Raw genomic sequence first — 19,538 nt, forward strand, 5'->3', positions numbered from 1 at the left:
CCATTTAACATAAAAAAGACCTGAAATCATAAAGCATTTTGAAAATCTTTTTTAAATTTATAAGACTTTTAAAAAAAAATCACTTAAAATCATTTACAATGAAAGGACAAACATTAGCATTATTAGCAGGATGTGCCTTATTTGCTGTTTCTTGCGGAACAACAAAAACGTACTCCATCAACGCTAAGAGCGGTACTCAAACGGGAGGAACGGCGAAGTTTACGGAAAAAGGAAATGAGGTAGTAATGACTCTTAATGTTACCAACCTTACTCCGGGTATCCATGCCGTGCACATTCACGAAAAAGGAGATTGTTCTGCTGCTGACGGAACCTCAACGGGAGGACACTGGAATCCGGCAAAAGATGATCATGGAAAATGGGGTGCCGAACATTTCCATATGGGAGATATCGGAAACTTAGTTGCTGACCAGAGCGGAAATGCAACACTGACTTTCAAGACGGATAAATGGTGTCTTGGCTGTACTGATGAGTCTAAAAATATCATCGGAAAAGGTCTTATCGTTCATGCCGCAGCAGACGATTTTCACACTCAGCCAACCGGAAACGCCGGAGGAAGAGTGGGATGTGTTGAAATTAAATAATTCTTCACTTACAAATAAAAAAACCGCTATTTCTAGCGGTTTTTTTATTTTATGATTTTGCTTTCATATCTGTAAGAATATTCATTGCTTCCTGAAGGTAGGAATCTTTTTTAAGGTTTTTAACCCAGATTTCCGATTTCTTTTTGAAGGCTTCGTCTTTTTTCTCTCTTTCTATTTCGCCAGGGTACATGGTGAACTGAAGTCCGTTTTCAAATTTACTCAACGCTTTGAATTTTTCGATCTGAGCTTTTCTTTGCTTCATCAGCTCATTGAATTTATTGATGTTCAATGTAATGCTTTCTTCTTTATCCAGGTTTTCTCTCCATTGAGCAGATTCTAACAGTAACTGATAGTTTGAATTTTTAGCCATTCTGTCTGCACTTGCTTTTTCCAGAGCCTTAATATCGAAATAGCTAAGCTTTTCAAATTTGGTGCTAGGAATTTTATCCCATGCCAAAGCAAAGTCATCATATCTTTCTCCGATTTCAGCATACGTAAAGAAGTCTTTCATCTGAATGTCGGAAACAATTCCTTTTCTCTGGGTAGATTCACCTGTAATTCTGTAGAACTTCTGGATCGTCAATTTTAAAGAACCGAAATCGTCTTCTGTATTTAGGAATCTGTTAAGATCCACAAATGTCTGTACGGTTCCTTTTCCGAATGATTGTGGAGAACCGATTACCATTGCTCTCCCGTAATCCTGCATTGCTCCTGCAAGGATCTCAGAAGCGGAAGCGGAAAGCTCGTTCTGCATAATAACCAATGGTCCTGTCCATATCGGAGCTTCATTTTTATTTTTTAAGGTCTGGATTTTACCATTACCGTCTTTTACCTGTACATAAGGCCCTGCATTCATGAAAAGTCCCATGATATCACCTACTTCCGTTAAAGACCCTCCTCCATTATTTCTAAGGTCTAAAACAATTCCTTCAATATTTTGAGATTTAAGCTTAATGATCTCATTTTTAATATCATCCGAAGCATTCCTTCCTTTAGAATCTTCAAAATCTGCATTGAAGCTTGGCAGGTTAATAAATCCATATCTTTTACCATTTGGAGTATTTACAACAATACTTCTTGCAAAAGTATCCTCAATAGCCACTTCTTCACGGATCATTGTTACATCTTTGATGGTTCCGTCTTTTTTCTGGACGGTTAACGTTACCGGAGTTCCTTTCTCTCCTCTGATCAGTCTTACAGCTTCATCAGAAAGCATTCCTACTACATTTACGGCATCTTCTTTTGGCTTAGACTTTACTTTTAAGATCTTATCTCCCTCTGAAAGCTGTTTGGATTTCCATGCAGGGGCTCCAATTGTTAAAGCTCCTAAGTAAAGGTTTCCTTTTTTCTCCTGAATGATGGCTCCGATTCCAATTACTTTTCCTGTGAAATTGGTATCAAAATCTTCTTTATCTTTTGGAGAATAATAATTGGTGTGAGGATCGAAAACTTCCGTATATGCATTCATATACACGGTGAACCAATCCATTTTCTTTCTCTTCTTAAATCTTGTAAATGTTTCTTTAACAAGATCTTTTACCTCATCGGTTGCTTTTACTCTTTTTTGTTCAGGGGTTAGAATTTGAAGCTTAATGGTATCTTTAAGCTTATATTTCTGAACAGAGTCTTTTTTCTCTTTTTGGGCTTCCTCCTTACTGTTCATTGATTCAATTTCCTGAAGGATATTGTATTTAATGAACTTTCTCCACTCGTTATACTGCTCCTGTTTTGTAGCAGGAGCCTTTTTAAGTTTCGGCTCAAGAGTTAATGTTTCATCTTCTTCAAGATTGATCGGCTTGCTGAAAATCTCCTGAGTGATTTTATCTATCTCATCAACTCTTTGGTACAATCTGTCTATTGTAAGTTTATAGAAAGTAAGATCTCCTACGTTCAGATAGTCGTCAAGCTTGGTTTCATGCTTGCTGAATTCATCCATATCGGACTGAAGAAAGTATCTTTTTGCCGGATCCACCAATTCGAAATAATGCTTATAAACATCTTTGGAATAAGCATCATTGATAGGTTTCGGGCTGTAATGAAGGTAAGAAAGTGTGTTTTTTACGCTCACCATTATCGTCTGCATTTTTTCATCGTCATTCTTAGGCGAGTTGAAGCAAAACATAAGACTTGTTAATGGAATAAGGAGTAAAAATTTATTTAGTTTAAAGTTTTTCCACATAAACTGTCTGTATTTATTAAATTCTTTTTAAATTATTATTGCAATTAGTAGTAACAATCTAATGACTGTTACAAACTATCAAATTTAATACCTTATTTACAATTATCGAATACTTTTGAGCATTTTTTGTTAAAAGAGGCAAAATGTAATTATTTTCTTTTTCTTTTGATCTGCAAAATACAGTTAATCCGATTTCTATTTCATTTAATTACTATAATACCACACTTAACAAATCTTGATTGTTTCTCATATCCTCAAAAATTATTTTTAAACAAATATTAATGTATGCTACAATCTTTCAAAAAACAGTATTTGATTTTACTATGTTCTCTATTTTTTTTCTGGAGCTGTCAAGAAGAACTTCAAAACAGCAAAAAAGAAGACCGTGAATTACTATTAAAAAACATTTCATCGAAGGTTTCTTTACCTTGCTCCAGCCCTGGTTTGTATAATGGGATGTTGGAATTTTCGGATGAACAACAATTCAATTGTTATTATGATTATCTTGTTAATGTAACTGCTACTTCTGATGAGCAGATGAGTGAAGATGATTACTTATTAGAGATTGAACAGGTTTTGGGTTTGAATTCTTTAAGAGCAGATGCCTTGGCCAAATTCGAGCAGCAAAATGCTATCGGCTGGCCGTCCTATAAAGACATCCCTGAAGAACACTGGATCACTTCCAATATCCTACGTTCCATTTTAAACGTAAATAGGGAAGTAAAAGTGGGAAACTATGTCTTAAAATATATCAATCCTGAGTTTATAGCATCCGTGAAAGCAGATCGTACGGATGTATTGAAAAAGGTAGAGGCACTTGGGGATAATCCTTCGTTAGAGGATATCATTCAGCTGGATCCTGCAAGAGAAGTTATTTCAGTGACATCTCCTAAAATTGCCAAAAGGGAATTTGGAACAATTGATTTTGCTGATGCAAAAGGAACACGAGGCACTCCAATTCCTCTACAAATATTTAGATTAAGCGGTACTGTTTATGAAAATTTTGTTTGTGGCAATCCGGGAAAGGTAAGATTTGAAGGTTTTACATTAAGTCGTCTATCCGTTCCGCAGCAGGCAAGGTACAGAATTGAGTTTAATGATGGTACAAATGCTGCTGTTGAATTTCTGCTCCTTCCAAATCAATATGTTTTGCCTGTTGTTGAACACACATATCCAGCCACAAACACAACATATCATCCTACTGTAAAGGTAAAATCAATAAGTCCTTATAATTCCGGAGGAAATGCATGGAATGTTATACAAACCTATTCCGTATATGTGAGATCAATGGATCAGTCTTGTACAACAGATGCAAGAGGAGGATTACAGGATATGGTTATTAATTCGTCCAATGTATTACGGGGTAAGGTAGATTACTATAACTGGAGCCCCTTTCCTTTTGGCGGAAACAGATCTTCCATTGCAGGGTGGACGGAATTACATCATATTGACAGTAATGGTAACTGGAACAGAAGAAAGGATAAGAGTACAACACTTTGTGTAAAATTTGTAGAAGGAAAACTATATCAGGGAAATTTCACCCTTCCCTACAATTCCAATTTTTGTATAGACCCCATTTATTTGCCTGTAGAGTATGAATGTAAATCAAATACGAATCAGAAAAGAATGGAAAAACATATGGGAATGTATAATACTAATACTTATGCAACTGCAGCCTTGTCATATTTTACTGTTCAGCATGAAGTCGGAACCTCGGATGGAATAAATGGAAGCTTCAAACAAACGATATACGGATGTCCCTAACTCTGTTTTATTTTAGATATCCCATAAATGAGCCCGGAAATTTCCGGGCTCATTTATGGATGTAAAAAAATTTTAATCCATATATTTGAATGAATATGAACAATATACATCGTATATTTGTTAAAATTATTTTTTTTATGGAAAGACCACTTATTCTGGTTACCAATGATGATGGAATTACTGCACCGGGAATCAGAAATCTTATAAGTTTTATGAATGAAATCGGAGAAGTTGTGGTAGTAGCACCGAACTCTCCTCAAAGTGGAAAAGGTCATGCCATTACCATCAACTCTACCCTAAGTTTTGAAGAGGTTCATCTGGATGGTCCGCAAAGAGATTTTTCTTGCAGCGGAACACCTGTTGACTGTGTAAAAATGGCTCTTGATAAAATTTTACCAAGAAGACCGGATATTGTTGTTTCGGGCATCAATCACGGAGCTAATTCTTCTATCAACGTAATTTATTCCGGAACCATGTCTGCTGCGGTGGAAGCCGGAGTGGAAGGACTTCCTGCAATTGGATTTTCTTTGCTTGATTTCAGCTGGGAGGCAGACTTTACTCAGGCAAAAGAATATATTCAGACGATCGTTAGAAGAACTTTAGAAAACCCAATGCCGAAAGGAATTGTTCTAAATGTAAATATTCCTAAACTAAGTGCTGAAGAAATAAAAGGAATCAAAGTCTGCAAACAGGCTCATGCGAAATGGGAAGAGAGCTTCGATGAAAGAGTGAATCCACATGGGAAAAAATATTACTGGTTAACAGGATATTTCAACAATATGGATGAATCTGAAGATGCTGATGAAACTGCTTTGGCGAATGGGTACATTTCCATTGTTCCTGTAAAGTTCGATTTAACGGCTTATGAATACATGAAGCAATTGGAGGAAGTAATGACTTTTGACAATGTACGGGAAGTTAGATAATCCTATCTATCACTCACTTAATGAATTTCATCAAAAGTTTTGCTTACATTTTGGGAATTCTAAGTTTTACCATCCTGAAGTCGCTACTTTTGGAGGATCCCTCAATGTTGCCCAAGAGAAAGATATCGCTGAATACGCTAAGATCTGTGATGATTTTCTTGTATTCGGAGCAAAGCCGGAGCTTGGAAGTTTCAAGACGGATTTATCCCAGCTTGTGTGTGACCAATATGTTTTGGAAAACAGGATTGATGCAGATATTACGGAAAATATTGTTCTTTTAACTGATGAAAATCAAGAAGAATTATTAGCTTTTGTAAAAAAGTTCTATCCTCATTATTTTAAGAACAGAACACCTGAATTAGGTCGTTATTTTGGGATATTTAAAGATAATAAGCTTGTTGCCGTCACTGGCGAAAGAATGCAGATGAATGATATGACGGAAGTAAGTGCCGTAATCACAGATTCCGATTATTTTGGGAAAGGATTTGCCAAACAGCTTGTAACCTTTGTCTCAGGTAAAATCTTTGATGATGGCAAAACGCCATTTCTGCATGTAGCGGAAAGCAATTTTGGAGCAAAAAAGCTCTATGAGAAATTAGGTTTTGCTCATAGAGGTAAAATAAATTTATGGGGCGTCAAGAAATAATCTTCGCCCCATTGTTATATTAGAATAATACTTTATCCTCTTTTCTGAGCTCTTCCAAATATTTGATTTTATCATCCCTGTAAAACAGATTCATTGTTTCAAAAGGAATCAGCTTCAAGTCTTTATTTACAATATGAACACAAGACTTTTTGACCGCCCTTACATCAAAATCATGGGCGTCCATGAAATTCATAATGATAATCCGGAACAGGTTATCATAATCCAGATCCGGTGCACAAACTTCCGGCAAACAACACAATAATTGGTTTACTTTAGGCTTTACTTGATCTACCGAAATGCCTGTACTGAAAATATCCAGAAGCTGCATATGAAGTCCTTTGTCCTGCTCATAAACAATAGTATTCCTGGATTCATTGTTCAGTAAATCAGCCGGATTGATATATCGTGTTAAAGGAATCGTTTCACCTTCAATTTTCAGTATGTATCCCATTGCCAAAGCATCCGGATTACAAGGAACCGGGATAATATCATCTCCGTTTAGTAGCGGAAACTGGTTGAGAATTTCCTGGCGTACTTCCGTTAAGGTAATTTTTTCAAGTGCAGAATCTTCACGGTTTCTTCCGGCTATTTCTACCGGCTGAAATGTAATTCCTCGTACACATTTCTGTTTCAGGGCAAATTCGATGATCTTTCCTATCTCATCTATGTTTTTTCCTTGCTGCAATACCACTACAAGTGTTGTGGAAAGATTAAGAGCGTTTAATTTTTCTAAAGCCTTCATCCGGACGTCAGTGAGATCTTTTCCCCTGAAATCTTCCAAAACCTCTGGCTTAAACGAATCAAACTGAAGATAAATCTCAAATTCCGGGGCATAGGTAGCTAATTTTTCCGCAAAACCGGGGTCATTGGCAATTCTCACTCCATTTGTATTCAGCATTAAATGTTTGATCGGCTTCGATTTTGCAATATCCATGATCTTGAAAAATTCAGGATGAATCGTTGGCTCTCCGCCACTGATCTGAACAACATCCGGCTCCCCTTCATTTTTCACTATGATATCAAACATCGCTTCTATTTCCTTCAGGCTTCTATGACTCCCATAATGAGGAGACGACATGGCATAACAAGTAGGACAGGTTAAGTTACAGCGGTCTGTAACCTCAACAATGGAAAGGCAGCTATGCTGTTCATGATCTACACATAACCCGCAATCATAAGGACAGCCATATTCTACATCCGTTCCAAAATGTAAAGGTATTTCCGAAGCTTTATTGTAGTTTCTGATGTTTTTATAATACTGAACGTCGGACGCTATTTTTGTTTTGAAAAATCCATGATCAGGACATCTTTTTGTCATGAAAACAGCTTCATCCTCTATAATGATCTTCGCTCCTACTCTTTTTAAGCATTCCGGGCAAAGACTGATTGTATAATCGTAGTAGGTATAATTTCTTACTGGCATAGTTCAATTTTTAAAGGCCTCCTCCACAAATGTATCCGCTAATGAGACCACAGACCAATAGACTGATCACCATCGTTTGTATGAACTGTTTCCTGGAAAATTTCCTGTCGTTATTCCATTCATAGATGATTTTAGCAATAACGGCCACTACTGCCGAAACAGCCAACCCGATAAATAACATGGTCAGAATGATTATCACGACTAACGCTCCCAAATCACCTACTTCCAAAAGTGTTAATAGTCTCATTTTTAATATTTTAATATGATCGAAATAATGGTTCCCTATTTTTAATTTTATAAATGTAATAAATAATTATACAAATACATACCAATTGAATGGTTCCCAAACTTCCAATGATCTCTACTCTCGGTTTAATAAAATCAAGGAAAAACCTAAATGTAAAATAGCTCAACATAAAGATCTGAAACAAAAATCCCGAAGGGTATTTTCTTTTCTTGGCAAGAATTTTCAAGAATATCCAAAGAATAATTAGAAATACTATTTCATACAATGCAACAGGATGTCTCCAATACTTGTCTCCCAGATGCATTCCAAAAACAGAGTCTGTGGGAATTCCATAGGTTTCTTCATAAACACCTGTGAGAAAGCAACCTATCCTTCCTATAATGATGGCAAATATTAATGGAAAAACGATTAAATCCCCCGTGCTTTCTTTGTGTCCTACGATCTTTTTGGCCAGTTCTACTCCAATGAGTCCAAAAGCAAGTCCTCCGACAATCGTATTATTGGACCAGATTTCTTTCAAAGAAAAGTTTTCAAATAAGGCAAAAGGGTTTTCAAGATTTCCAATGAGCTTAGAGCCAAAAAGTGCTCCGGCTGTTGCTCCTATGATTACTGCCGCAGAAGTATTGAAAGAAAGCTTTTCAGCAGACTTTCTTTTGCCATAATAATAAAAACGCATGCCGAGAAATATTCCCAGTGTTTCAAAAACAGGGTGCGCCAGAACCGTTTTGCCGAATATTTGAAAAGTAACTGGAAAATCCATCCTTTCAAAAGTAATACATTTAAGATTATTTGCTAATTTTATTTGATAAACAATTTAATCAATTATCCAAAATGCGAATAGAATATGATATAAAACTGGGGTTCAAGGATGTAATGTTCCGCCCTAAACGTTCCACTTTAAAATCCCGTTCCGAAGTTGATCTGGAAAGAGAATTCACTTTTCGTCATACCAAGAAAAAATGGAAGGGAACCCCCATTATTGCTGCCAATATGGACACAGTAGGAACATTTGAAATGGCTGTAGAACTGGCTAAAGATAAGATCATTACAGCGGTTCACAAACATTATTCAGTAGAAGAATGGAGTCAGTTTTTACAAAGCCAGCCGGAAAGCATTCATCAATATATTGCCTTAAGCACTGGAACGGGGAAAACCGATGAGGAAAAAATAAGACAAATCCTCGAAAAGCATCCAAAAATCGAGTTTCTCTGCATCGATGTAGCCAATGGATATTCTGAGCATTTTGTAGGATTTGTGAAGAAAGCAAGGGCCAATTTTCCGGATAAAATCATCATGGCAGGAAATGTTGTTACCGGAGAAATGGTGGAAGAGCTTCTTTTGGTAGGCGCAGATATCATCAAAGTTGGAATTGGGCCTGGTTCTGTATGCACAACCCGTGTAAAAACAGGAGTTGGTTATCCACAACTTTCGGCTATTATTGAGTGTGCGGATGCCGCTCATGGTTTGGGGGGACATATTATTGCAGATGGGGGGTGTAAAGTTCCCGGAGATGTTGCCAAAGCTTTCGGAGGCGGAGCAGATTTCGTGATGCTTGGCGGAATGTTTGCCGGACACGATGAAAGTGGAGGTGAAATAATCGAAGAAAATGGCAAGAAATTCCGTCTCTTTTATGGAATGAGCTCCAAAACAGCTATGGATAAGCATTCAGGTGGTGTTGCTGAATATAGGGCTTCCGAAGGTAAAACGGTGAAAGTAGCTTATAAAGGTCCTGTTTCAGAAACTGTAAAGGACATTTTAGGGGGAGTTCGTTCCACTTGTACTTATGTAGGAGCATCCAAGCTTAAAGAACTATCCAAAAGAACGACTTTCATCCGCGTTCAGGAGCAGGAAAACCAAATTTTTAAAGATTAATTTTGGAAAAAATATTTCATATACTCAATGGTGATTGCCTTGCTGAACAATTAAAGGAAACTTCAATTAAAGGCGGGGTGATTATTTGCCGCGAAGCTTTAATTTCCGGTGATATAAAAGCCAATTCTTTAGAAGATTTGGAAATTAAGAGCTCAATTCATTTCACAAGATTATGGAATCAACAAAGAAGTGTATTACGAAAAAACAGTTGCTGAGTTTCAGAAAATATTGAATATTCCTGAAAGCGCTGAAGTCAATCTCTGGTTTGAAGATGATCTTTTCTGTCAAACCAATATGTGGTTCTGTCTTTACTTATTGTCAGGAAATAAGAATATCAAGATTTTCAGGGTTTTTCCGGCGATTTCAGAAAATGAAGATCACTGGAAGGGATTTTCAAGATCAAGCAATGAAGAGCTGGAAAAATCTCTACAATCAAGAGTTAAATTAGAAGAAAAAGATATTGAATTGGGTGTAAATCTTTGGAAAGCCTATCAAAATCAGGACAAAAACAGTTTGACCCTTCTGTCTGAAACACAATCAAAGTGTTTTAATCTGCTGAAAGAAATAATTGAAGCTTATTTCAATACTTTTCCGGAAAATAAGACTTCCACAAATCCTGAAGTATATGTAAAGAAGTTAATGGATGATGGTCTGAAGGATTTTAAGCAAATATTTGAAAAATTTCAGCAGAAATTCGGGATGTACGGATATGGTGATCTTCAGGTAAAGAAAATGTATGATAAAGTCTTAAAACAATAAAAAAACCGTCTAGCGACGGTTTTTTTGTTTATAATAGTTCAGTTATTTCTTATGTTAACATTCCTCCGTCAACATTCAGGACTTGACCTGTAATATAAGAACCCATTTCACTTCCTAAGAATACACATGCATTGGCAATATCCTCAGGTTGTCCACCTCTCTTCATTGGGATTCCGTCTCTCCAGGCCTGAAGTGTTTTTTCATCAAGAGATGCTGTCATTTCAGTTTCGATAAACCCAGGAGCAATAGCATTACAACGGATATTTCTTGAACCTAATTCCAACGCTACAGATTTAGTAAACCCGATAACTCCAGCTTTAGAAGCAGCATAGTTAGCCTGCCCTCCATTTCCACTGATTCCAACTACGGATGTCATATTGATAATAGATCCTGATCTTGCTTTCATCATCGGCTTGATCACCGCTTTTGTAAGATTGAATACAGAATCTAAATTTACTTTAATAATAGTATCCCAATCTTCTTTAGACATTCTCAGCAATAAATTATCTCTTGTAATTCCTGCATTGTTGATCAGAATATCAATCTGGCCAAACTCAGCCATTACTTCTTCTACTAATTTTTGAGCCGCATCATAATCCGATGCATCTGATTGGTAACCTTTAATTTGAGTTACAGAACTTAAAGTTGCTTCTAATTCTTTTGCTTTGTCAACAGAACCTACATAAGTGAATGCTATTTTCGCTCCCTGTTGAGCAAAAACTTCAGCAATTCCTCTTCCGATTCCTCTTGTAGCTCCGGTAATTAACGCTACTTTTCCTTCTAGTATTTTCATATTTATTAATTATTATTTCCCTGTTTCATTCATTTAATCCTTAGTGTTATTGGTGTTTTTGTATCTCTAAAAATAGATAATAAACCGCAAAGATATTATAATTTACTATTCAATACATTTTAAATCATCAAATTACTTCATTTTTATGCATTTTCACTTTCATAGAATAGCACTAAAACTTTGTAATCTACCAAATTTCAAAGTAAAGAATAAAGTAGAAAAAATCCTGGGATTATTATATGGAATTGTTAACAATCAGAACAATCTCTCCTTTTAAAGTTTTGCTTTTGGAAAATTCAATCAATTCATTGATTGTGCCTCTCTTGGTTTCCTCAAATTTTTTGGAAATTTCTCTGCTCAAGCTCACTTTTGTATTTTCTCCAAAGAATTCCTTGATCTGTTCTAAGGTTGTATTGATCTTATGCGGACTTTCATAAAGAACGATTGTTTTTTTCTCTTCCGCAAGTTGTTTCAGTTTGGTCTGTCTTCCTTTCTTTTGTGGAAGAAAACCAGCAAATAGAAATTCATTATTAGGTAATCCGGACACCACCAGTGCCGGAACAAAAGCTGTTGCTCCCGGCAGACAGATCATTTCGATCTGATGATCTGCTCCAGCCTTAGCCAGTAAATACCCCGGATCTGAAATACCAGGAGTTCCTGCATCCGTAATAAGGGCAACATTTTGGCCATTTTTGAGATCAGCAATCACTTTTTCAGTCGCCTGATGTTCGTTGTGTAAATGATAAGATTTTAATGGTTTTGAAATCTCAAAATGCTTTAAAAGTATCCCTGAGGTTCTTGTATCCTCACACAAAATATAATCTACCTCTTTCAGAACATGTACCGCTCTGAAGGTCATATCTTCCAGGTTCCCTACAGGTGTAGGAACAAAATAAAGAATACCGCTCAAAATTATAAGAATTTATTTTCTACCAACACCCACAATCTTTGAGCATATTCATCTACTTTTTTCCAGTTTTTCTCATAGTAAAGCTCACTTAGATACTCTTTTGCCTCATCAAGAGTTTTGAAACTGTTCAATATCGTTACTGTTTCATTAAGCTCCGATTGGCTTCCACCAAATAGTACTTTTGAGAAAGCAATCCTGTCATTCAGATCCAGTCTGAACTCCGGTTTTGCTTTTTCAGCTTCCATATAATCTGTAGGAATATTGGTTTTTAAGATACTTCCCGTTTCTTCTTTTACGATGGGTTCCGGCTTTTCTTCCTTAGGAATTTCTCTTTCCAATGGATCATCATCAAATAAGGTTTGAACAACTTTTAACCCTTTGATATTAGCTAATCTTATTTTTCTTTCCTGCTGATAAGCATCTAAATTTTCAAAGCTTTCATCAGAAGCCGGTTTTTCTTTCTCTGTTTCCGGCATGGGTCTGTCAATATCAACAATTTTTCTCCTGTCAATATCTTCAGAAATGATCTTTTCCTCCTGCTTTTCTTCTAGCTGACCTTCATTTTTAATTTCATTCAGGATATTTTCAACATTAGAGGTTTCAGTTATCATTTCTCCCTGCTCAATAGCAGCATGCGAAGTAATGAATTGATCTTCGGTTTCTTCGACAAGGATTTCTTCATCTTCCAATATTTCCGTATCAAAAATACTTGGAATAGTCTCTGTATATTCTGCAGGCTTTACTTCAGATTCAAAATTATCCTGGATTTTCTCTTCCTCTTCAAAATCACTCTCATTACTTCCCTGATCATCAGAAACTTCATTTTCAAACTCGTCTATTTCGTTAAGCTGATTGTTGAAAAGAGCTTCTTCTTCTGTTATTTCATTCACGAACATATCTTCATGAATATCTTCATCATTTTCAGGTTCGGCATTAGCCAGTATTCTTTCTTCATCAACAAAGCTTAAAACATTTTCCTGATAATCAGAGGGTTCATTTTCATCAATTTCATTTAACTGGTTCATGAAAACATTTTCCTCTTCTCCGACTTTTTCAGGTGCCTCTGTATTTTCAACCACTTCAGATTCAGAGTTCTGTTCGACCAAGTTCACAAAACCTTCATGGAACTCGCTTTCTACGATCTCGTTCAGTTGATTATTGAAAATAGCCTCCTCTTCAGTAACCCTGTCCTGGAAAGACTCGCCGCTGATATTTTCAGAATTTTCGTCTATTTCATTGAATTCGTTATTAAAAATAGCTTCTTCTTCCGTAACCTCATTTCCGGATTCATGAATTTCCGAATGACGATCAGCAATAAACTGATTATCTGAATTTTGTAATGAATTATCGATGATAAAATACTCGATATTCTTTTCCAGTAATCTCAAAAAAGAGATTCTGTTCGCAAGCTCATCTACAAGATCCTGCTTAGAAAGTAATTCGTCTACATTGTTGATTTTCTCCAAAATATCAATGATATTCCGGGATTCAAAAAAAATCTTTTCCTTTAAATCTTGGATATTCTGCATATAAGATTCTTGTTAAAATTGCTTACTTTTGATGTTAAAAATATACGGCTAATTTAACAAATGTTTTTAGAAAATACAATTAATCATTCCAAACAGAGCGGGTGGATGGAAGTTATTTGCGGCTCTATGTTTTCGGGGAAAACCGAGGAGTTGATCCGAAGGCTGAGAAGGGCTGAAATGGCAGGGCAGAATGTGGAAATTTTTAAACCTAAACTGGATACAAGATATTCTGAAGAAGATGTGGTTTCTCACAACCAGAATAAAATCCGCAGTACAGCAGTAGAAAATCCTAATGAAATTCTCTTGCTGGCTTCCAACTGTGATGTAGTAGGAATTGATGAAGCCCAATTTTTTGATGAAAGCATTGTTGATATAGCCAATCAGCTTGCAAACAGCGGTATACGTGTGGTTATTGCAGGGTTGGATATGGATTTTCTAGGACGTCCTTTCGGTCCCATGCCTAATTTGATGGCCACCGCAGAATATGTAACAAAAGTGCACGCTATTTGCAAGAGAACAGGGAATCTTGCTAATTATTCCATGAGGATTTCTCAGGGAGATAATCTTGTAGAATTAGGAGAAACCGAAAGTTATGAAGCAGTAAGCCGTCGGGTTTTCATCGATGAAGTGCTTTTGAAAAAGAAAAAATAATAGATTAAACAGTAAAATCACAAAACTGCTAAACTGCGAATTTGTTTTAAAAATAGCTTTTTAGCTTTTTACGATTTAACGAAATTGCAAATCTATAAAATTGCAATTTCGCTTTAATAAAAGTTGAAGGGGTCACTACATGAATTATACAGTACAAGAAATTGCAGCCATCACCAATGCACAGATTATTGGAGATAAGGAACTATTAGTCAAAAACATAGCTTTTGACAGCAGGATTATTTATTCCACTAAAAATACTGCGTTCATTGCAATCAATACTAAAAAAAATTCCGGGGAAAAGTTCATTGAATCTGCCATAGACAGAGGAATCAATATCATTATTTCTGAACATTATGATCCCCAATTTGAAGATATAACCTGGATTATTGTAGAAAACGCTGTGGAATTTCTTCAAAAACTGGCTAAATATCATTTTGAGAATTCACACTTACAATCTATCGGGATTACAGGAAGCAATGGAAAAACGATTTTAAAAGAGTGGTTATATCAATGTCTGTGGAATGAGTTTCCGACCGTAAAAAGTCCGAAAAGCTTTAATTCCCAGATCGGATTGCCTCTTTCCTTGCTGCAGATCAATTCTACTCATCAATTGGGCATTTTTGAAGTAGGAATTTCAAAGCCTCATGAAATGGAGAAACTGGAAAATATTTTCCACCCACAAATCGGATTGCTTACCCATATCGGATCTGCTCATGCTGCCAATTTTGAATCTGAAGAAGAACTCATTAATGAAAAAATAAAGCTCTTTAAAGATTCGAAAACTATTATTTATAATGGGGATAACTTTCTGGTTGATCATAAAATAAAAGAATTATATTCAAGTAAAAAATTAATATCATACGGATTTAAAAAAGAGAACCAGGTTTTCATTAAAAATGATATTTTTAAAGATGAATCCGTAATTGTAAAATATTTTGATGAAGAGATTGCCTTCCCTGTTCATCAAAGGGATGAAGCTACTTTAACGAATGCTCTCGCCTTGATTACAGTTTTAAAAGAGCTGGGTATAGAAAATCAGAAAATCGTTGAAAAAATCAATGCTTTAAAGGCTATTGAAATGAGATTGGAAGCGATTGAAGGAATTAAAAGCAATATCATTATCAATGATTCTTTTAATCTGGACTTGGACTCTCTGAAAACAGCTCTACAATTCTTAAATGAATATAAAAAGTCTAAAAAATCGCTGGTTTTAACAGATATTGTAGGAGTAAACTCCAATTCGCAGGAACTGTATGAAGAAGTTTCAGACCTCGTAAATGAACAGCGATTTGATTCCGTTTTTCTCATCGGACATGAAATCAGCAAGTTCAGCGGTCTTTTTAAAGCTAAAACCTTTACATTTATCAATACTCAGGAACTTATTGAAAGTAAACATCTTACTGAAATAGAAAATCAGATTATTCTCCTGAAGGGGGCAAGGAAATTTGAGATTGAAAAATTAAAAGATATTCTTGAGCTCAGGAAACATGATACGGTTTTGGAGATCAATCTGAACGCCATTTTACACAATATCAATTACCATAAATCTCTACTGAAGCCCGGAACCAAAATGATGGCGATGGTGAAAGCCAATTCCTATGGATTAGGCAGTTATGAAATTTCAGAATTCTTACAGCATCATCATATTGATTATCTGGGAGTTGCATTTGCTGATGAAGGCGTTGAACTTCGTAAAAAAGGAATTACTACCCCTATCGTTGTAATGAATCCTGAACAACACAGCTATGAAGCTATCATCGAATATAATTTAGAGCCTGAAATTTACAGTTTCCGGGTGTTGGAACTATTCTATGAGGCCGTTCAGAAATCCGGATATGATAAAAAATACCCAATCCACGTCAAGCTGGAAACGGGAATGCATCGTCTTGGTTTTAAAGGATTTGAGCTCGATCAGCTCAGTGAAACTTTAGAGAATAAAAATTTAAAAATTCAAAGTATTTTCAGCCATTTATCCTCTTCAGATGTTCCGACAGAAAAAGAATTTACATTAAATCAATTAGAAACTTTCGAAAAAAACTCCAATTATTTAATTGAAAAACTAGGCTATCAACCTATTCGACATATACTAAATTCTTCAGGAATAACAAGCTATACTGATCACCAGTACGATATGGTAAGAATAGGTATAGGAATGCTTGGAGAGTCTGCCAATCCCGAAATTCAGAAACAACTACAGTCTGTAGTGAGCTTTAAAACAGTTATATCACAAATTTCTCTGGTAGAAAATGGAGAATCTGTAGGCTACAGCAGAAAATATAAAACGGACCATCAGACAAAAATCGCTACCATTCCTGTAGGTTATGCAGACGGAATTCCTAGACTGATTGGAAACCAGGTGGGAAATGTAGGCATACATAAAGTTTTGGCGCCTATTGTAGGTAATATATGTATGGATATGATGATGATCAATGTAGATAATGTCCCAAATGTAAAAGAAGGCGATACAGTTACTATTTTCAACGCCTATCCAAGTTTAAAAGAATTTGCAGCCTATTGCAAAACGATAACTTATGAAGTATTAACCTCTATTTCCCCGCGGGTGAAACGGATTTATATCAAAGATTAACTATGAGAAAGCTCCTGATACTTTTATTTGCCTTTCAACTGCTTTTGATTCATTCGCAGGTAAAAAAGGACTTAGTAATTCCTAAAAATCCAAAAATAGGACTTTCCCTTGCCGGAGGTGGAGCAAAAGGATTCTCTCATGTTGGAGTATTAAAAGTATTGGATTCTCTGGGTGTTAAAGTTGATTATATTGCCGGAACCAGTATGGGGGCCATTGTTGGCGGTCTGTATGCATCCGGATATTCCGGGAAAGAAATAGAAAAAATAGTGATGGATACGGATTTCTATTCTTTGATTATGGATCCGAAATCCCGAAAAGAGGCTACATTTTACAACAAATCCGTTGATAAATACCTTCTGTCCATTCCTCTGAAAAACGGAAAAATAACCCTTCCTTCCTCCATAAGTACAGGCCAAAAGAACGTTTATTTATTGAAAGAACTTTTCAAAAATGTCTCCAATATTGATGATTTTTCCAAACTTCCTATTCCTTTTATGTGCGTAGCCACCAATCTGGAAAGTGGAAATATGCAAATATTCGAGAAAGGAGATCTGGTACAATCCATTATGGCCAGCTCTGCATTTCCTTCTTTGATGGACCCCGTGAAAATCGGAGACAGTATTTATATTGACGGAGCAATGTCTGTAAACTATCCCTCAAAGCCGTTAAAGGACAAAGGAATCGATATCGTTATCGGAGTGGACCTGAACCAGGATCTATCCAAAAGAGAGGATTTAAACAACATTATAGCGATTCTGAATCAGGTTATCGATTTCGGAATCAAAAAAGATACAAGACGACAATACAAATACACTGATATTAATATCAAGCCCAATCTGAAAGGCATGACTGCCACAAGCTACGATGAGAAGAAAAAAATACTAGATAGTGGTTTTGCTGAAGGGTTAAAATATACAGCAGTCCTGGATCAGCTTCCCAAGCGCCCGTTTGATCGCCTCAGAGAGCGTGTAAATCCCATTTACTCTAATGTCTATAAGATTGATAGCATTGATATAGAAGGCGGGAAAATTTATGGAAAAAACTATGTTTTGGGGAAAATGGGACTCAGACTTCCTTCCATGCATACGTATGGAAGCATTAATAAAATGATTGATAAATTGGTTGCTACCAATAATTATAGGTTTATCAATTATGATATTATTCCGGAAAATGATGCCAACTATCTCAAATTATATGTAACCGAGGATGATACCAGACATTTCCTAAAGTTCGGTTTGCATTACGATGAAGTTTTTAAGACTGGTTTACTGCTCAACTATTCAGCAAAACGTCTTTTATTCAAAAATACCAATCTTTCTTTGGATGTTATTGTAGGCGATAAACCAAGGTATTATTTAAACTATTTTATAGATAACGGATATATTCCGGGATTTGGAATTTATTCGTCAGGAATGAGCTTTGATATCAAAGACCAGAACAATTATGAAGTAGATAATTGGATGTGGCTAAGAAATGAGGTTTATATTCAATCGATATGGAAAGATAAATTCGCTATTGGAGGCGGAATAAGCCACGATTACTTTGAAGCTGAAGCCAATGGTACCAATAAAAGATATAAGCGATTTTTGAACCCTTATATCTTCTTAAAAAGCGATACACAGGATGACAAGGACTTTCCTTCAAAAGGTATTTATATTTCAGCTGAAGGAAAAGTAATCGATCTGTTAAAATCAGAAGTGGATAAAAGAATTGTACAGGTAAAAGCTGATATCAGAGTTAATATTCCTCTTACCAAACAATTCTCTTACCGTTTAAACCTATATGGAGGAATTACCATCGGTGATAACCTTCCTGAATTTTACCAGTACAGGTTAGGAGGTATTTTTGAACAAAATGTGATCAATTTTAAAAACTTTGGAGGTTTTTACTTTGCACAGCTGAATACCAATAACACCATTTTAATCTCTAATGATCTCCAATTTAAGTTCAACAAGAATTACTTCATTAGCGGAAACTTCTCCTTTGCGAATCTTTCCGATGACATTACCTTTGAAGATACTGTGAAATTAAATTATAGTTCATTGGGAGTTACAGCAGGTTACAAATCTCCTTTCGGACAGATCAAAATCAACTTTAGCCACTCACTTAAAAATAATCAAAAAGGCATATTCAGTGTGATATTAGGACACTGGTTTTAAAACTATGATACAATTCTTCTACGAAAACTTACCCGAATCTGTCAATACAGAATACACCAAATGGCTGGAAGATCTTATCCTTACGGAAGGAAAAAAACTTGGCGAAATTAATTACATCTTCTGTGATGATGAATATTTGCTTAAGGTAAACCAGGATTATCTCCAGCATGATTACTATACAGACATCATTACTTTTGATTATGTAAAGGGTAAAACAATAAGCGGAGAGATTTTCGTATCTTTGCAGCGCATTTCAGATAATGCTTCTACCCTATCCAAAAATTATGAAGAAGAACTGAGAAGAGTTTTAGCTCACGGTATCCTTCATCTTTGTGGGTATAAAGACAAAACGGAAGAAGAGGAAAAAGAGATGCGAAGAAAAGAAGATGTTTATTTAGCAAGATATTTAGAGTATTTTAATTCATAAATACAAGCTAGAAAACAACGAAAACAACCATTATAAGACAGTTTTCCAACTAATGTTTCACGTG

At 35.8% G+C, this 19,538-nt stretch carries 17 protein-coding genes; 10 read left to right on the plus strand and 7 right to left on the minus strand.

Annotated elements, in window-relative coordinates; genetic code table 11:
• Nucleotides 1-98 precede the first annotated feature (98 nt).
• On the plus strand, nucleotides 99-602 hold the full coding sequence (locus EGI05_RS16170; protein ID WP_123264057.1) for a superoxide dismutase family protein: 504 nt from the start codon (nucleotides 99-101) through the stop codon (nucleotides 600-602).
• Between the two features lie 49 nt (nucleotides 603-651).
• On the opposite strand, the gene EGI05_RS16175 is transcribed toward EGI05_RS16170, so the two are convergent.
• Nucleotides 652-2,781 (minus strand): carboxy terminal-processing peptidase, encoded by a 2,130-nt coding sequence (locus tag EGI05_RS16175; RefSeq protein WP_123264058.1) that lies wholly within the window; start codon nucleotides 2,779-2,781, stop codon nucleotides 652-654.
• 285 nt (nucleotides 2,782-3,066) lie between these two features.
• On the opposite strand from EGI05_RS16175, the gene EGI05_RS16180 reads away from it, so the two are divergent.
• The 3 genes from EGI05_RS16180 to EGI05_RS16190 all read left to right on the plus strand — a co-directional run bounded on the left by EGI05_RS16180 (nucleotide 3,067) and on the right by EGI05_RS16190 (nucleotide 6,117).
• Complete coding sequence (locus tag EGI05_RS16180; RefSeq protein WP_123264059.1) at nucleotides 3,067-4,545, plus strand: hypothetical protein; 1,479 nt, start codon at nucleotides 3,067-3,069, stop codon at nucleotides 4,543-4,545.
• Between the two features lie 137 nt (nucleotides 4,546-4,682).
• Nucleotides 4,683-5,471: a 5'/3'-nucleotidase SurE gene (gene surE, locus EGI05_RS16185; protein ID WP_123264060.1), complete on the plus strand. Its 789-nt coding sequence runs from the start codon at nucleotides 4,683-4,685 to the stop codon at nucleotides 5,469-5,471.
• Nucleotides 5,452-6,117: a GNAT family N-acetyltransferase gene (locus EGI05_RS16190; RefSeq protein ID WP_123264061.1), complete on the plus strand. Its 666-nt coding sequence runs from the start codon at nucleotides 5,452-5,454 to the stop codon at nucleotides 6,115-6,117. Before surE ends, EGI05_RS16190 begins: the two co-directional genes overlap by 20 nt.
• 19 nt (nucleotides 6,118-6,136) lie before the next feature.
• Here EGI05_RS16190 and EGI05_RS16195 read toward each other — a convergent pair whose 3' ends face one another.
• The 3 genes from EGI05_RS16195 to EGI05_RS16205 are packed head-to-tail and all read right to left on the minus strand — an operon-like array spanning nucleotide 6,137 to nucleotide 8,547.
• A complete protein-coding gene (locus tag EGI05_RS16195) occupies nucleotides 6,137-7,540 on the minus strand; it encodes a radical SAM protein (protein WP_123264062.1) in 1,404 nt (467 codons plus the stop codon).
• 10 nt (nucleotides 7,541-7,550) lie between these two features.
• Entirely contained in the window at nucleotides 7,551-7,787 is a 237-nt protein-coding gene (locus tag EGI05_RS16200) for a hypothetical protein (RefSeq protein ID WP_123264063.1), read from the minus strand.
• Nucleotides 7,788-7,797: 10 nt separating this feature from the next.
• Nucleotides 7,798-8,547, minus strand: coding sequence for a prolipoprotein diacylglyceryl transferase (locus tag EGI05_RS16205; RefSeq protein WP_123264064.1), 750 nt, complete (start codon nucleotides 8,545-8,547; stop codon nucleotides 7,798-7,800).
• Nucleotides 8,548-8,618: 71 nt separating this feature from the next.
• Here EGI05_RS16205 and EGI05_RS16210 point away from each other — a divergent pair, with 71 nt between their 5' ends.
• Both EGI05_RS16210 and EGI05_RS16220 read left to right on the plus strand, forming a co-directional pair.
• Nucleotides 8,619-9,659 carry a GMP reductase gene (locus EGI05_RS16210; protein ID WP_123264065.1) on the plus strand — a complete coding sequence of 347 codons (1,041 nt, stop codon included), beginning with the start codon at nucleotides 8,619-8,621 and terminating at the stop codon, nucleotides 9,657-9,659.
• Between the two features lie 189 nt (nucleotides 9,660-9,848).
• Nucleotides 9,849-10,418, plus strand: a complete 570-nt coding sequence (locus tag EGI05_RS16220) for a DUF1835 domain-containing protein (RefSeq protein WP_123264067.1) — start codon at nucleotides 9,849-9,851, stop codon at nucleotides 10,416-10,418.
• A gap of 49 nt (nucleotides 10,419-10,467) precedes the next feature.
• Here the strand turns inward: EGI05_RS16220 and fabG are convergent, their stop codons facing one another.
• From fabG to EGI05_RS16235, 3 genes are all read right to left on the minus strand, one after another.
• Nucleotides 10,468-11,211, minus strand: a complete 744-nt coding sequence (fabG, locus tag EGI05_RS16225; RefSeq protein WP_123264068.1) for a 3-oxoacyl-[acyl-carrier-protein] reductase — start codon at nucleotides 11,209-11,211, stop codon at nucleotides 10,468-10,470.
• Nucleotides 11,212-11,446: 235 nt separating this feature from the next.
• On the minus strand, nucleotides 11,447-12,121 hold the full coding sequence (rsmI, locus tag EGI05_RS16230; protein ID WP_123264069.1) for a 16S rRNA (cytidine(1402)-2'-O)-methyltransferase: 675 nt from the start codon (nucleotides 12,119-12,121) through the stop codon (nucleotides 11,447-11,449).
• 2 nt (nucleotides 12,122-12,123) lie between these two features.
• Entirely contained in the window at nucleotides 12,124-13,650 is a 1,527-nt protein-coding gene (locus tag EGI05_RS16235; protein ID WP_123264070.1) for a ring-infected erythrocyte surface antigen domain-containing protein, read from the minus strand.
• A gap of 60 nt (nucleotides 13,651-13,710) precedes the next feature.
• Between EGI05_RS16235 and EGI05_RS16240 the strand changes: the two genes are divergently transcribed.
• The 4 genes from EGI05_RS16240 to ybeY all read left to right on the plus strand — a co-directional run bounded on the left by EGI05_RS16240 (nucleotide 13,711) and on the right by ybeY (nucleotide 19,474).
• Nucleotides 13,711-14,301: a thymidine kinase gene (locus tag EGI05_RS16240; protein ID WP_123264071.1), complete on the plus strand. Its 591-nt coding sequence runs from the start codon at nucleotides 13,711-13,713 to the stop codon at nucleotides 14,299-14,301.
• A gap of 139 nt (nucleotides 14,302-14,440) precedes the next feature.
• On the plus strand, nucleotides 14,441-16,888 hold the full coding sequence (locus EGI05_RS16245; protein WP_123264072.1) for a bifunctional UDP-N-acetylmuramoyl-tripeptide:D-alanyl-D-alanine ligase/alanine racemase: 2,448 nt from the start codon (nucleotides 14,441-14,443) through the stop codon (nucleotides 16,886-16,888).
• Nucleotides 16,889-16,890: 2 nt separating this feature from the next.
• Nucleotides 16,891-19,047 (plus strand): patatin-like phospholipase family protein, encoded by a 2,157-nt coding sequence (locus EGI05_RS16250; protein WP_123264073.1) that lies wholly within the window; start codon nucleotides 16,891-16,893, stop codon nucleotides 19,045-19,047.
• A 4-nt stretch (nucleotides 19,048-19,051) separates the two neighbouring features.
• On the plus strand, nucleotides 19,052-19,474 hold the full coding sequence (gene ybeY, locus EGI05_RS16255; protein ID WP_123264074.1) for an rRNA maturation RNase YbeY: 423 nt from the start codon (nucleotides 19,052-19,054) through the stop codon (nucleotides 19,472-19,474).
• Nucleotides 19,475-19,538 lie beyond the last annotated feature (64 nt).

The organism is Chryseobacterium daecheongense (assembly GCF_003729955.1).
Classification (GTDB): domain Bacteria; phylum Bacteroidota; class Bacteroidia; order Flavobacteriales; family Weeksellaceae; genus Chryseobacterium; species Chryseobacterium daecheongense.